Here is a 15,298-nt window from a genome sequence, read left to right on the forward strand (position 1 = left end):
GAGCGTCAATGGGCTGAACTGCGGTCACATATCTGAACGGCTAGCCGGTGACGCTCGGCGCGCCCGTCTCGACGTGCCCGCTGAACCGGCGGAGGAACTTCGGGTCGGCGTCGAGCGTCGCCGACAGGTCGTACCAGCCGGCACCGTTGCCGACGGGGTTCCAGTCGTCGGTCACGGTCTGCCCGGCGGCCAGCGGGTACGTCCACGGGCCGTCGGTGCGGTAGTGGTTGGCGGTGATCGTGAGCTTGACGGCCGTCGTGCCGCTGTTGCGCATCGTCAGCCGCAGCTTGTTCTCGGTGGTGTAGCCGGCGGTGACGTCGACGCCCGCGCCGGCGCTGTTCGCGTCCCCGGCGAAGACCCAGCGGAACCGGTTGGGCCCGTGCACCGCGACGCCGTACTTGCCGCCGCCGTAGAGCTGGATCCGCCAGGTGTCGCTCACCTGCGCCCCGGGCGCGAGGTCGTACGGCCACGGGCCGTCGGTCTGGCCGTCGTTGCGGTGGGCCATCAGCTGCACGGCCGCGGTGCCCTGGTTTGCGAACGTCGTGGTCAGGATCTGGCGGTCCGCGCTCAGCGACGTCGTCACCAGCGGCCGGTAGGGGAGCGCGCGGGCCGGACGGGTGCCGGCTTCCTGCACCGGGACCTGCTGCTTGCCGGTCGCGGGCGGCGCGGGTTTCGGCAGCTTCTTCTGGGTGTCGTCGGCCTGCTTGCGCAGCGCGGTGGTGTCCGGCAGCAGCGGGATCTGCACGTCCGGGGTGCCGAAGTCGAAGCACGTCATCAGGTCGCCGCAGAGGGCGCGGCGCCACGCGCTGATGTTCGGCTCGGCGACACCGGTCCAGCGTTCGAGGAACCGGATGACCGACGTGTGGTCGGTGACCTCGGAGCTGATCCAGCCGCCGCGGCTCCACGGCGAGATCACGGTCATCGGCACCCGCGCGCCGAGCCCGATCGGCTTGCCGCCGATGTACTCGCTCGCCGTTCCCGGCGGCGCGATCGGTGGGGCCACGTGGTCGAAGAAGCCGTCGTTCTCGTCGTAGTTGATGAGGACCACAGTGGACTCCCAGAGCTTCGGGTTGGCCCACAAGGCGTTCAGCACGGTCTGGGTGTACGCGGCGCCGTCGACCGGGCGTGCTTCCGGGTGTTCGCAGTAGCCGTAGGGCGCGACGATCCAGGACACCTTCGGCAGCGAGCCGCTCGCGCAGTCGGCCTTGAACTCGGCGAGGACGTGGTTGACGTCCTTGCCCTGTCCCGAGTCCGGTCCCCAGGTCTTGAACACACTGGCCCGTTTGGACAGGTCCGAGGTGTAGTCCTGGTGGTAGGCCTTGAACAGCCACAGCGGGTTGTCGCCGTAGTCGCCGACGAAGGAGCCGCCCGCGTCGCCGACCTCCTTGTTGGCGTACACCTTCCACGAAACCCCGTGCTGCTGCAGGCGTTCCGGGTAGGTCGTCCAGCTGAAGACCGGCTTGTAGTCGGCGGGGTTGTAGTTCGCCGGGCCGCCGCCGCGGGCGTCGGCGTCGATGGTGCCGGTGAACAGGTAGAGCCGGTTGGGCGTGGTGGGGCCCTGCACCGAGCAGAAGTAGTGGTCGCACAAGGTGAACGCGCCGGCGAGCGCGCGGTGGAACGGGATGTCGCCCTGGTCGAAGTACCCCATGGTCATCTCGCCCTTGGCGGCGACCCACGCGTCGTTCGCGCCGCCGGCGATCGCCTGGTGCTGGTCGGCCCAGCCGTGGCCGAGGTCGCCGAGGTCCTGACCGTCCACTTTGGTCGTGTCCACCCGGAACGGCAGGAGGTACCTGCCGTCGGTGCGGCCGGAATCGGGCTGGTGGAAGACGTCCTGGCCGTTCGGCCGCACGATCGCCGAGCGGTCGCCGTAGCCACGGACGCCCTTCATCGTGCCGTAGTAGTGGTCGAACGAGCGGTTCTCCTGCATGAGGACCACGACGTGCTCGACGTCGGACAGGCTGCCGGAGACGCGGGGTTCGGCGAGGGCTTCGGCCATGCCGGGCGGGAGAGCGCCGAGGGCGCCGGCGGCGGCGACCCCGCCGAGGAAGCTGCGGCGGGTGAGCTCGTGCGGGTCGGCCATGAGGGGAGCGTAGGTGATCGAAGCTGTTCGGAAACACCGACGTTCGGACGGAATCATGCAGAATGAAATTCATGAGCTGTTCGGTTCGCGGCCCGGCTCCGTGACACTTTCCGGTGACCCGGAGATGAAACCGCGCCGGGCGGGGAATCTTCTCCAGCACAAACCCCTGGCGCACAGGGGATTCCGGGAGGAGACCACCATGAAGACCCGCATCGCCGCACTCGCGGCCGCGCTGACCCTCGCCTCGGCCGTCGCCACGGCGGCCCCCGCGTCGGCCGACCCGGTGCCGGGCAGTCCCAACCAGTTCTACGCGTACTGCGCGGTCGACCTGCTCGGGGTGCCCTTGGGTTGTACCGAGACCGATGTGGCGCACGCGTCGCACATCTGCCAGTACGTCGCCACCGGCGTCGGGCTCGGGCTCGACTGCATCCAGCGCTGAAGTTGCCCGAAAGTACCCGGTGGTCCGGACCATCGGGTACTCGTCGGAAAATGTCCGACCGGTTAGCCTTGTTCTTCGCCAGGTACCCGTTCATACTTTGTTGCCATCCACAACAAATAGGGTGCCGGTGAGCCGCCAGCCGTCGCCCCCGGAACGGAAGGGGCGACGACGATGTCGACCACGAACTCCGCCCGATGGCGGCGGACCACCCGCCTGCTGGTGGCGCCCGCGGCCCTGCTCATCGCAGGCGCCGTGGTGGCCGCACCGCAGGTCCAGGCCGCACCGGCGGCACCGCTCGCGAGCTTCAACGACGACTTCGACGGCCCTGCGGGCAGCGGCGTCGACGGCTCGAAGTGGGTCCACGAGACCGGCGACAACGTGAACAACCACGAGCGGCAGTGGTACACCGACGGCACCGCCAACGCGGCGCTCGACGGCCAGGGCCACCTCGTGATCACCGCGAAGAAGGAGAACAGCGGGAACAACTGCTGGTACGGCGCGTGCGAGTACACCTCGGCGCGGCTCAACACCTCCGGCAAGTTCACCGCGTCGTCCGGGCACATCGAGGCCAGGATGAAACTGCCGCGCGGGCAGGGCATGTGGCCCGCGTTCTGGATGCTGGGCTCGGACATCGGCACCGTCGGCTGGCCGCAGTGCGGCGAGATCGACATCATGGAGAACGTCGGGTTCGAGCCGAACACCGTGCACGGCACCATCCACGGCCCGGGCTACTCGGGCTCGGCCGGCATCGGCGCGGCCTACACCGGGCCGAACTTCTCCGACGACTTCCACACCTACGCGATCGACTGGTCGCAGGACCGGATCGTGTGGTCGGTCGACGGCAACGCCTACCAGACCCGCACGCCGGCCGACGTCGGCGGCAACCAGTGGGTGTTCAACCACGACTTCTTCGTGATCTTGAACCTCGCGGTCGGCGGTTACTGGCCCGGCGACCCCGACGGCAGCACCCAGTTCCCGCAGCAGCTCGTGGTCGACTACGTCCACGTGAGCTGAGGGGTCCGACCAGCGGGACCGGCTTCTCTCCGCGCGCGGTGCGAGGGGAGCCGGTCCCGCGCCATTCCCGGCTTTGGTACAGAACCGGGACACTTCTGGTTCAGACCTGTCGAAGAACCCCGACGGCCCGGCGATCTTCCCCGGACACAGTGACGTCAGAGCGCTCACGAAGCGCCCCGGCACCCGGAGGAGACCCATGGCCCGAACCCGCATCCCACCCGTCGTCGGCGGCTTGGCCGCCGCTGCGGCGGTGGCGCTCGCCGCGGCCTGCTGGGTCCTCTTCCCGCCCTCGGTCGACGGCCGCGCGAGCGCCGCGCGGCCCGTCGTCGACCTCGCGCTGCCGTGGCCGGACGGGGGCCAGGCCAGTGCCGAGGTCCAGGGGCTGGGCTCGCTGGGCAGCCGCGGGGACCAGCGGCCGGTGCCGATCGCCAGCGTCACGAAGGTCATGACCGCGTTCGTGGTGCTCAAGGACCACCCGCTGGCTCCGGGCGAAGCGGGCCCGATGATCACCGTCGACGAGCAGGCCGACGCCGAGTCGACCTCCCGCGAAGAGTCGACCGTGACCTTGCGGGCCGGGCGGCAGGTCAGTGAGCGCGACCTGCTGGCGCTGATGCTCGTCCCGTCCGGCAACAACGCCGCCCGGCTGCTCGCCCGCTGGGACGCCGGGAGCCAGGAAGGCTTCGTCGCGAAGATGAACCGCGAGGCCGCCGCGCTCGGCATGGCCGACACGACCTACACCGGCGCCAGCGGGGTCGAGGACTCGACCACGAGCACCGCCACCGACCAGCTGCGCCTGGCCCGCGAAGTGATGCGCAACGCCGTGATCCGCGAGATCGTCGCCACGACGAGCCTGCGCGTCGACGGCGTGCCCGGTGTCGTCAACACGAACACCCTCCTCGGCCGGGACGGCGTGATCGGGCTGAAGACCGGTTCGTCGACCGCCGCCGGCGGGGCGCTGATGTGGGCGGCGAAGGGACCGGGCGGCAAGCTCATCCTCGGCGTCGTCCTGCACCAGAACCCGGGCGGGAGCCCGGCGCAGGGGCTGAGCGCCGCGCTCGAGAACAGCCGGACGCTGATCGCCGCCATCCAGCGCGAACTGCCGGCGGCCACGCGATGACCGCGACCCTCGAACCGGCGAAGACCGTGCCGGACCGCGGGACCTGGCGCCGCGGCCGGGTCATCGCGGTGTTCTCCGCGCTCACGGCGGTGCTGCTGCTCGCGCACCCGCTGGTGCCCAACTGGGTGGGCAACGCCGGCAGCCTGCTGGAGACGTTCCTGCCGTGGACGGGACTGCTCGTGCTGCCCCTGTTCGTGGCCGCACTGGTCCGGCGCTCGGCGCTCGCGCTGGTGTCGTTGCTGCTGCCCGCGCTGGTCTGGGGCGGGTACTTCGGCGGCAGGCTGTTCGACCGGACCGAAGCCGGCGGCGACCTGACGATCGTCTCGCACAACGTCAACGACGAGAACCCGGACCCGGCCGGCACCGCGCGCGCACTGGCCGCCTCGGGCGCGCAGGTGATCGCGTTGGAGGAGCTGAAGAAGTCCGAGATCCCGAAGTACGAGGACGCGCTCGCCGCGAGCTATCCGCACCACTCGGTGCAGGGGACGGTCGGGGTCTGGAGCACGTTCCCGCTGCGCGACACGCGACCGGTGGCGATCATGCCGTGGACCCGTGCGCTGCGGACCACAGTGGACACTCCGAAGGGCCCGGTGGCGGTCTTCGTCGCGCACCTGCCGTCGGTGCGGGTCCGGCTCGACTCGGGCTTCACGGCGAACGGCCGCGACGAGGCGATCGGCCTGCTCGCCGACGCGGTGGCGGGGGAGCCGTCGCCGCGCACGGTACTGGTCGGCGACTTCAACGGCACGGCCGACGACCGGGCGCTGGCGCCCATCACGGCGCGGATGAAGTCGGCGCAGGACGAGGCGGGCGACGGCTTCGGCTTCAGCTGGCCGGCCGGGCTGCCGATGGCCCGGATCGACCAGGTCTTCGTGACGGGGGTGCGGCCGACGGCGGCGTGGACGTTGCCCGCGACCGGCAGCGATCACCTCCCGGTGGCGGCTTCGCTGGCCCTGTGACGTCCCGGCGCGGCGCCGAACATGCCCCTTGAACACCGTGGTCCCCGGCATCCGGTGATCAAGTAACAGCCTTTCCCGCAGGTCCAGCCGCGAAGCCACGAAGAGGCGCCCCTCCGGCGCACGTGACGAGACCGTTACGCACCCCGGTCTTGACCGCATCGGTGTTATCGCTAACACTGACTCCTCGCCGCCACCCGAACGGGTGACGGGCACCACGTCGAAGCGGACGAAAGGGGACGCCGGTGGCTGAACGACCCCGCTCCGGCGGCCCCGTCAGGGTGACTGCCGCCGGGACGCGGCAGCCCAGCCTGACCGACGTCGCGGGCGTGGCGGGCGTGTCGCACATGACCGTCTCCCGGGTCATCAACGGGACCGGTCCGGTGCGCCCCGAAACCCGCGCCCGGGTGCTCGCCGCGATCGAAGAGCTGGGCTACCGCCCGAACTCCGCGGCCCGCGCGCTCGTCACCGGACGCACCGGCACGCTCGGCGTCGTCGCGCTCGAGTCCAACCTCTACGGTCCGGCCAGCACGCTCTACGGCATCGAGAACGCCGCCCGCGAAGCCGGGTACGCGATCACGATCTCCAGCGTCAGCCGGCCGGGCCGCTCCTCGATCGCCGACGCGGTGGAGAACCTCCGTCGCCAGGCCGTCGAGGGCATCATCGTCATCGCCCCGCACGTCACCGCGGGCCGCGCCCTGGAAGCCGCGCCCGCGGACTTCCCGGTCGTCGCCGTCGGGGGCGGGGAGACCGCGCCGGTCCCGGTGATCTCCGTCGACCAGCGCGACGGCGCCCGCCGCGCCACCGAACACCTGCTGGCGCTGGGACACCGCACGGTCTGGCACGTCGCCGGACCGGAGGACTGGCTGGAGGCCCGCGACCGCGAGCTCGGCTGGCGGGAGACCCTGGAACGCCACGGCGTGGACGTGCCGGAGGTGATCCGCGGTGACTGGAGCTCGCGCTCCGGCTACGAGGCGGGGCGATCCCTCGCCAAGGAAGGCGCTCTCGACGCCGTCTTCGCCGGCAACGACCAGATGGCGCTCGGTCTGCTCCGCGCGTTCGCCGAGGCCGGCGTCTCGGTGCCGCGGGACGTGCGCGTCGCGGGCTTCGACGACGTGCCCGAGGCGGCGTACTTCACGCCGCCGCTGACCACGGTGCGCCAGGACTTCATCGAAGTGGGCCGGCGCACGTTCGGCCTGCTCACCCAGCGGATGGACGGGGGCGACCGGCACGCGCGCGCCCTGGTCGTGCCCGAGCTGATCGTCCGCGAAAGCACCGGGCCGCGTTAGCGCCGTACGCGCGCCCGACCCGGTAAGACCAGCTCCGAATGTTAACGCTAACAAAAAAGATCACCGTCGATCGAGGAGTGAACGTGCTGAAGAAGCGATGGGCCGCCGCGGCGGCCGCGGCGGCCGGACTCGTCCTGCTCACCGCCTGCGGGAGTGGCGGGTCCTCCGGTAGCTCCGGCGGGGCGGTCACGCTCGGGTTCGCCCAGGTGGGCGCCGAGAGCGGGTGGCGGACGGCCAACACCAAGTCGATCCAGGACTCGGCGAAGACCGCCGGGATCGAGCTCAAGTTCTCCGACGCGCAGCAGAAGCAGGAGAACCAGATCTCCGCGATCCGCTCCTACATCCAGCAGAAGGTCAAGGTCATCGCCTTCTCGCCGGTGGTGGAGTCCGGCTGGGAGACCGTCCTCAAGGAAGCCAAGACGGCCAACATCCCGGTCATCCTCACCGACCGGGCGATCGACTCGCCGGACAAGACGCTCTACAAGACCTTCCTCGGCTCGGACTTCATCGCCGAGGGCAAGAAGGCCGGGGAGTGGCTGACCAAGGAGTACGGCAGCGCCACCGGCCAGGTCAACATCGTCGAGCTGCAGGGCACCACGGGCTCGGCCCCGGCGAACGACCGCAAGAAGGGCTTCGCGGACGTCATCGCGGCGGACCCGAAGTACAAGATCGTCGCCTCGCAGACCGGTGAGTTCACCCGCGCCAAGGGCAAGGAGGTCATGGAGGCCTTCCTCAAGTCCCAGCCCAAGATCGACGTCCTCTACGCGCACAACGACGACATGGCGCTCGGCGCCATCGAGGCAATCGAAGCCGCGGGCAAGGTGCCGGGCAAGGACATCAAGATCGTCTCCGTCGACGGCGTGAAGGACGCGCTCACGGCACTGGCCGACGGCAAGATCAACCACGTCGTCGAGTGCAACCCGCTGCTCGGCCCGCAGCTGATGGACCTGGTGAAGAAGGTCGCCGCCGGCGAGTCGGTGCCCGAGCGCATCGAGACGCAGGAGACCGAGTTCGACCAGGCGTCGGCCAAGGCCGCCCTGCCGCAGCGCCAGTACTGAGGGGTCCCGCATGCCCGCCGAAATTCTGTCCATGACCGGGATCCGCAAGGAGTTCCCCGGCGTCACCGCCCTCGACGGCGTCGACTTCCGCCTCTTCCCGGGCGAGGTCCACGCGCTGATGGGGGAGAACGGTGCCGGCAAGTCCACCCTGATCAAGGTGCTGACCGGGGTCTACGGAGTGGACGCGGGCACGATCACCCTCGCCGGGACCGCCGCCGCTTTCGGCGGTCCCGGCGAGGCTCAGCGGGCCGGCATCAGCACGGTCTACCAGGAGGTCAACCTCTGCCCGAACCTGTCCGTGGCGGAGAACGTCTGCCTCGGCCGGGAACCCCGCCGCTTCGGCCGCATCCAGTGGGGCCCGATGCGGCGGCGGGCCGAGGAGCTCCTCGCCCGGCTGGACGTCCACGTGGACGTCTCGGCCGAGCTGAGCACGTGTTCGATCGCGGTGCAGCAGCTGGTCGCGATCGCCCGCGCGCTCGACGTCGACGCGCGGGTGCTGGTCCTCGACGAGCCGACGTCCAGTTTGGACACCGGTGAGGTCGAGCGGCTGCTGACGGTCGTCCGGTCCCTGCGCGAGCAGGGCCTGGCGATCCTGTTCGTCTCCCACTTCATCGACCAGGTCTTCGCCGTCGCCGACCGGATGACCTTGCTGCGCAACGGAAAGCTGATCGGCGAGTACCGCACCGCGGACATCACGCCGGTCGACCTGGTGACGAAGATGATCGGCAAGGAGCTGCGGGTCCTGGAGAAGCTCGAGGAGTCCGGGCCGACCCGGGCCGAGGTCGCCGGCGCGCCGGTGCTCCTGTCCGCCGAGGACCTCGGCCGCAAGGGCGGCGTCGAGCCGTTCAGCCTCGACATCCACGCCGGCGAGGTCGTCGGGCTGGCCGGGCTGCTCGGTTCCGGGCGCACCGAGCTCGCCCGCCTGCTCTTCGGCGCCGACCACGCCGACAGCGGATCGGTCCGCGTCGACGGCGAGGCCACGAACCTGCGCACCCCGCGCGCCGGGCTCGACCACCGGATCGCGTTCTGCTCGGAGAACCGCAAGACCGAAGGCCTGGTCGAGGAGCTGACCGTCCGGGAGAACATCGTCCTCGCGCTCCAGGCCTCCCGCGGCTGGGCGCGGCCGCTGTCCCGGCGCCGCCAGGACGAGATCGCGCAGAAGTACATCAAGACGCTCGACATCCGTCCCGCCGACCCCGAGGCACTGGTCGGCAACCTCTCCGGCGGCAACCAGCAGAAGGTGCTGCTGGCCCGCTGGCTCATCACCGAACCGCGGCTGCTCATCCTCGACGAGCCGACCCGCGGCATCGACATCGGCGCCAAGACGGAGATCCAGCGGCTGGTCACCCAGCTCTCGGCCGACGGGATGGCCGTCGTGTACATCTCCGCGGAGCTGGAGGAGGTGCTCCGGCTCAGCCACCGCGTCGTGGTGCTGCGCGACCGGAAGGTGGTGGCGCAACGGGAGAACCAGGGGCTCACCGCGGACGACGTCATGGCCACGATGGCCGAAGGGGTGCAGGCATGACCGGCTTGACGAAGAAGCGGCTCTTCTGGCCCGTGGTGGCGTTGCTGGTGCTGTTGCTGGGCGACCTCATCGCGAGCCCGTCGTTCTTCAAGATCGAACTGCGCGACGGTCACCTCTACGGGAACCTCGTCGACATCCTGAAGAACGGCGCCCCGCTGATCCTCATCGCGATCGGCATGACGCTCGTCATCGCCACCCGCGGCATCGACCTCTCGGTCGGCGCGGTCGTCGCGATCAGCGGATCGCTGGCCTGCCTGTGGATCGCCGACCACCCCGACGGCGTGGGTGCCACGCTCGTCGCGGTCGGGCTGGCGCTGGGCCTGTCGCTGGTGCTCGGGGTGTGGAACGGCTGGCTCGTCGCCGCGCTGGGCATCCAGCCGATCATCGCCACGCTCATCCTCATGGTCGCCGGCCGCGGGATCGCGCAGCTGATCTCCGGCGGGCAGATCATCACCATCAACTCCGCCCCCTACGAATGGATCGGCAGCGGGTTCGTGCTGACCCTGCCGAGCGCGATCCTCATCGCCCTGGCCGTGTTCGTGCTCGCGTCGCTGCTGGTCCGTCGTTCGGCGCTCGGCCTGCTCGTCGAGGCCGTCGGCGGCAACCCCGAGGCCAGCCGGCTGGCCGGTCTCCGGTCGGCCCGGCTGACCTGGCTCGTCTACGTCTTCTGCGCGCTGTGCGCGGGCATCGCCGGGCTGATGATCAGCGCGAACGTGCACAGCGCCGACGCCAACCACGCCGGGCTGTTCATCGAGCTGGACGCGATCCTCGCCGTCGTCGTCGGCGGCACGCAGCTGACCGGCGGCCGGTTCTCCATCGGCGGCGCGGTGATCGGCGCGCTGCTCATCCAGACGCTGACCACCACCGTCTACGCCCTCGGCATCCCGCCCGAGGCGATCATGCTCTTCAAGGCCGTCGTCGTGCTGGCGGTGTGCCTGCTGCAGTCGCCCGCGTTCCGCCGCAAGCTCCGCCGCCGCCGGACACCCCCGGCCGGGCAGCCGGCGCCGGAGTCCGCTCCCGAGAAGGTCGAGGTCACGGCATGACCACCCTGGACCGCATCCGCGGGTACCGGCCGCGGCAACGGCACCTGCCGATCCTCGCGACGATGGCGCTGCTCGTCGGGGCTTACCTCTTCGGCGCGTCCAGCTACAACGCGTTCGGGTCCGGGCAGGTCGTGCTCGACCTGTTCATCAACAACGCCTTCCTGCTCGTGGTCGCGGTCGGGATGACGTTCGTGATCCTCACCGGCGGCATCGACCTCTCCGTCGGGTCGGTCGTCGCACTGTCCACAGTGGTCTCCGGTGACCTGATGCAGAAGCACGGCTGGCCCGCGTACGCGGCGATCGCCGTGGTGCTGGTGGTCGGGGCCCTGCTCGGGGCCGGGATGGGCGCGCTCATCCACTTCTTCGAGATCCAGCCGTTCATCGCCACGCTGATCGGGATGTTCTTCGCCCGCGGGCTCTGCTACACGATCAGCACCGAGGCGTACTCGATCGACAACCCGACGATCGCCACCCTCGCCCAGACGCAGATCCCGCTCGGCGGCGAGCTGCACATCTCGATCAGCGTGGTCGCCGCGCTGGTCGTCGTCGCCATCGCGGTGTACGTGCTGGCCTTCACCCGGTTCGGGCGCACGGTCTACTCGATCGGCGGCAACGCGCAGTCCGCGATGCTGATGGGCCTCAAGACCGGCCGCACGAAGATCGCGGTGTACACGATCAGCGGCTTCTGCTCGGCGCTGGGCGGGCTGCTTCTCGTGCTGTACAAGTCTTCCGGCGACCCGCTCAACGGCGTCGGCCTCGAGCTGACCGCGATCGCCGCGGTCGTCATCGGCGGCACCATCCTCACCGGCGGTTCCGGCTACGTGCTGGGCACGGTGCTCGGGATCATGGTGCTGGGCATCATCCAGACGCTGATCACCTTCGACGGCACCCTCAACTCCTGGTGGACCTCGATCATCACCGGAGCCCTCCTGTTCGTCTTCATCGTCCTGCAGCGCCTCGTCACCCGAGGGAGCCGTCGATGATGCGGCGCATCCTGGCCGTGCTCGCGGCCCTGACCTTGTTCTCCGCCCTGCCCGCGACGGCCGGCGCGGCGGAGCCCGCCTCGGCGCTCGCCGGGCACTGGACGTTCGACGACGGCAGCGGGACCACCGCCGCCGACAGCGCGGGCGACCACCCCGCCACCCTGAACTCCGGCGCGGGCTGGGGCCCCGGCATCCGCGGCGGCGCCCTGACGACGGACGGCGCGAGCGGGTTCGCTGACGCGGGCGCGCCCGTGCTCGACACCACCAAGAGCTTCTCCGTCAGCAGCTGGGTCAAGCTCGACAAGACGTCCGGCTATCAGACGTTCGTGAGCATCGACGGAACCCAGGTCAGCACCTTCTTCCTGCAGTTCCGCGACGACTCGCGCCGGTTCGCCTTCACCCGCCTCGCCGGGGACGCCCCGACCGACGGCGTTGTCGCGGGCGCGAACTTCGACCCCGTCGCCGGCCAGTGGTACCAGCTCACCGGGGTGTTCGACGCCGCGATGTCAACGCTGTCGTTGTACGTCGACGGCACCCGCCAGACCACGGTGTCCGCGCCCGCGGGCTGGGCCGGCACCGGTCACCTGGTGATCGGCCGCGGCAAGTACGGCGGCAACCCGGTGGACTACGTGGACGGCACGATCGACGACGTCCGCGCGTACTCCGGCGCGCTGACCGCGGCCGACGCCGCCCGCCTCGCCATCGCCGGGCACTGGACCCTCGACGAAGGCACCGGCACCACCGCGGCCGACGACTCCCTCGACGCGCGCACCGCGACCTTGACCGGCGGCGCGACCTGGGGCGACGGCGTCGTCGGCCCGCACGGCGCGGTGCTCAACGGCACCGACGCGGCGATCGACGCCCCGGCGCCGGTGATCGACACCGCGCAGAGCTTCTCGGTGTCCGCGTGGGTCAAGCCGACCGCGGCCTCCGGCTTCCGGACCGCGGTGAGCGTCGACGGCTCGACGATCAGCGGCTTCTACCTCCAGCGCGCCGCTGACGGCCGGTTCGCCTTCACGCGCCGGGCAGCCGACGGCGACACGGCGTCGTCCGCGGCGGTGTCGACGTTGCCCGCGCAGGCCGACCAGTGGCAGCACGTCGTCGGCGTCTACAACCGCGCGGCCGGCACGCTTTCCCTGTACGTCAACGGAACCCTGCAGCAGAGCGTCCCGTTCACCACGCCGTGGACCGCGGGCGGGCACCTGGTCATCGGGCGCGGCAAGTGGGCGGGCAGCCCGGCCGACTGGTTCGCCGGGGGAGTGGACGACGTCCGCGCGTACCCGACGCCGCTGACCGCGTCCGCCGTCGCCGCCCTGGCCGCCAGCGGGTCGTGGCACTTCGACGAAGGTACGGGCACGGTCGCGCGGGACTCTTCGGCCAATGCGGCCGACGGCACCTTGCGCGGCGCCACCTGGACCCCGGGCGCGGCGGGCAAGGCCGTCCAGCTCGACGGCAAGTCCACTGTGGACATGGGCGCCTCGCCCGCGTTCGACACCGGCACCGGCTCACTCTCCCTGGCCGCGTGGTTCCGTACCACCGCGGACGGCACGCTCGTCGACCACGGCGACGGCTACGCGCTCGGCGTGACCGGCGGCAAGCTCACCGCCCGCGTCGGCACCATCCAGGTGACCACCACTGGCGGCGGCCTCGCCGACGGCAACTGGCACCACGCCGCCGTCGTCCTCGACCGCGCTTCGCAGCGGCTCACCGTCTACGCCGACGGCGACGCGGCGACGGTCACCAGCACCTGCGGCACCCCGACCGGCACCACCCTGGAGGTCTCCGCCTGCCCGGCCTCCGGGACCGCGGCGGCGCCCCTGACGGTCGGCGCCGGGTTCACCGGCGCGGTCGACGAGCTGGAGCTGCGCCGCTTCCCGCTCACCGCGGCCCAGATCGGCACCCTCGCGGGCGCCAACCAGCTGGCCGTGGACGCCAACGTCGTCCGCGCCAACACCCGCCCGACCACCTACGGCTCGATCCTCGAGGACATCAGCCACTCCGTCGAAGGCGGGCTGTACGCCGAACTCGTCCGCAACCGCACCTTCAAGGAGGCCTACCAGCGCGGCAGCGGCGCGGGCGACACCCCGGTCCCGTACTGGTCGCTGCTCACTTCGACCGGCGCGACCGGCACCTACGCGATCGACACCGCGACGCCGCTCAACACCGCCCTCGACCGCTCGCTGAAGCTGCACGCCGACGCGGTCCCGGCCGGTGGACGCGTGGCCGCCGCCAACGTCGGCTATTACGGCGTCGCCGCGAAACCGTCCACGAAGTACACCGGCAGCTTCTTCGCCAAGGGCAGCTGGACCGGCGCGGTCCGCGTCAGCCTGGAGAAGCCGGACGGCACCGTGCTGGCGAGCAAGGACGTCCAGCCCGTCGGCGCGGACTGGGCGCAGCAGACGTTCAGCTTCACCACGCCGTCGACGATCACGACGTCCACCGACAACCGGATCGTCGTCTCGCTGGTGAACAAGACCAAGAAGGCCCTCGCCGGGGACGCCTGGTTCCAGCAGGTCTCGCTGTTCCCGCCGACCTTCAAGAACCACGGCGTCCGGCTCGACCTCGGGCAGAAGCTCGCCGCGATGAAGCTCGGCCTGTTCCGCGTCCCGGGCGGCAACTTCCTCGAGGGCAACACCCTCGACACGCGGTTCGCCTGGAAGAACACCATCGGCAAGCCGGAGGATCGGCCGGGTCACCAGAACACCGCGTGGGGCTACTGGTCCACCGACGGCTTCGGCATCCTCGACTACCTCAAGCTGTCCGAGGACATCGGCGCCCAGCCGCTGCTGGCGCTCTTCGCCGGCTACACCCTGAACGGCCAGCACGTCAGCCAGGCCGACTACCCGCAGTACGTCCAGGAAGCGCTCGACGAGATCGAGTACGCCATCGGCGACGCCTCCACGACGTGGGGCGCGAAGCGGGTCGCCGACGGCCACCCGGCGCCGTTCGACCTGCACTACGTCGAGGTCGGCAACGAGGACTGGTTCGACGGCTCGGGCAGCTACGCCTGGCGCTTCACCGACATGTACAACGCGATCAAGGCCAAGTACCCGCAGCTGACGGTCATCGCCACGACCGGCGGCCTGCAGGGCGGAGCCGCGTCGAGCACGTCCACCGGAGTGCGCCCGGACGCCGCGGACGACCACTACTACCAGTCGCCGCAGTGGTTCACGGACAACTCGACCCGCTACGACACCGCGGATCGCAGCGGCCCGGACATCCTCGTCGGCGAGTACGGCGCCCAGGACGGCCGGCCCACCGGCACCCTGGCCGCCGCCATCGGCGAGGCCGCGTTCCTCACCGGGCTCGAACGCAACAGCGACGTCGTCATCGGCTCGATGTACGCGCCGGTGCTGGTGCAGGAGAACCAGTCCAGCTGGCCGGTCAACCTGATCGGCTTCGACGCCGGGAGCAGCTACGGCTCGCCGTCGTACTGGGTGCAGCAGATGTTCTCCAGCACGCTCGGCAAGCAGATCGTGACCAGCCGCCTCAACCAGGGCAGCCCGCTGCGGCAGGTGGTCAACGTGACCGCCAAGGGAGGGAAGAAGACCTTCACGGTCAAGCTCGTCAACCCGACCGGCCAGGTCCAGACGACCCGGCTGGCGCTCACCGGCGTCACCGCGGTCGACGGCACCGGGACGCTCACCACGCTCACCGGCGACCCGGCGGGGCGCAACAGCCTCGCCGCGCCGGCCGCCATCGTGCCGCAGACCAGGGAGATCACCGGGCTGGCGGCGACGTCGAAGCTGACGTTGCCCGCCAACTCCGTGACGACACTCGTGATGACCGGCCGTTGA

Annotated in this window: 10 protein-coding genes and 1 pseudogene; 10 read left to right on the plus strand and 1 reads right to left on the minus strand. The window is 70.8% G+C overall.

Annotated features, from left to right (window positions below):
- Positions 1-40 precede the first annotated feature (40 nt).
- Positions 41-2,080: a phosphocholine-specific phospholipase C gene (locus tag ACZ7OU_RS30145; protein WP_470257793.1), complete on the minus strand. Its 2,040-nt coding sequence runs from the start codon at positions 2,078-2,080 to the stop codon at positions 41-43.
- A 199-nt stretch (positions 2,081-2,279) separates the two neighbouring features.
- Between ACZ7OU_RS30145 and ACZ7OU_RS30150 the strand changes: the two genes are divergently transcribed.
- The 10 genes and pseudogenes from ACZ7OU_RS30150 to ACZ7OU_RS30195 all read left to right on the plus strand — a co-directional run bounded on the left by ACZ7OU_RS30150 (position 2,280) and on the right by ACZ7OU_RS30195 (position 15,298).
- Positions 2,280-2,519: a hypothetical protein gene (locus ACZ7OU_RS30150; RefSeq protein ID WP_470243810.1), complete on the plus strand. Its 240-nt coding sequence runs from the start codon at positions 2,280-2,282 to the stop codon at positions 2,517-2,519.
- A gap of 171 nt (positions 2,520-2,690) precedes the next feature.
- Positions 2,691-3,530, plus strand: a pseudogene (locus ACZ7OU_RS30155) (glycoside hydrolase family 16 protein); the annotation flags it as partial.
- A 199-nt stretch (positions 3,531-3,729) separates the two neighbouring features.
- Positions 3,730-4,650: a D-alanyl-D-alanine carboxypeptidase family protein gene (locus tag ACZ7OU_RS30160; RefSeq protein ID WP_470257794.1), complete on the plus strand. Its 921-nt coding sequence runs from the start codon at positions 3,730-3,732 to the stop codon at positions 4,648-4,650.
- The gene (locus ACZ7OU_RS30165) at positions 4,647-5,606 is read left to right on the plus strand and encodes an endonuclease/exonuclease/phosphatase family protein (protein WP_470257795.1); all 960 of its coding nucleotides are present in this window, start codon (positions 4,647-4,649) and stop codon (positions 5,604-5,606) included. Before ACZ7OU_RS30160 ends, ACZ7OU_RS30165 begins: the two co-directional genes overlap by 4 nt.
- A 242-nt stretch (positions 5,607-5,848) precedes the next feature.
- Positions 5,849-6,892: a LacI family DNA-binding transcriptional regulator gene (locus tag ACZ7OU_RS30170; RefSeq protein WP_470243813.1), complete on the plus strand. Its 1,044-nt coding sequence runs from the start codon at positions 5,849-5,851 to the stop codon at positions 6,890-6,892.
- Positions 6,893-6,930: 38 nt separating this feature from the next.
- A complete protein-coding gene (locus ACZ7OU_RS30175) occupies positions 6,931-7,950 on the plus strand; it encodes an ABC transporter substrate-binding protein (RefSeq protein ID WP_470257796.1) in 1,020 nt (339 codons plus the stop codon).
- Positions 7,951-7,960: 10 nt separating this feature from the next.
- On the plus strand, positions 7,961-9,475 hold the full coding sequence (locus ACZ7OU_RS30180) for a sugar ABC transporter ATP-binding protein (protein WP_470257797.1): 1,515 nt from the start codon (positions 7,961-7,963) through the stop codon (positions 9,473-9,475).
- The gene (locus ACZ7OU_RS30185; RefSeq protein WP_470243816.1) at positions 9,472-10,518 is read left to right on the plus strand and encodes an ABC transporter permease; all 1,047 of its coding nucleotides are present in this window, start codon (positions 9,472-9,474) and stop codon (positions 10,516-10,518) included. Before ACZ7OU_RS30180 ends, ACZ7OU_RS30185 begins: the two co-directional genes overlap by 4 nt.
- A complete protein-coding gene (yjfF, locus tag ACZ7OU_RS30190; RefSeq protein WP_470257798.1) occupies positions 10,515-11,501 on the plus strand; it encodes a galactofuranose ABC transporter, permease protein YjfF in 987 nt (328 codons plus the stop codon). The genes ACZ7OU_RS30185 and yjfF overlap by 4 nt, the downstream gene beginning before the upstream one ends.
- Positions 11,498-15,298 (plus strand): LamG-like jellyroll fold domain-containing protein, encoded by a 3,801-nt coding sequence (locus ACZ7OU_RS30195; RefSeq protein ID WP_470257799.1) that lies wholly within the window; start codon positions 11,498-11,500, stop codon positions 15,296-15,298. Before yjfF ends, ACZ7OU_RS30195 begins: the two co-directional genes overlap by 4 nt.

It is taken from the genome of Amycolatopsis sp. NPDC114505 (assembly GCF_055633615.1).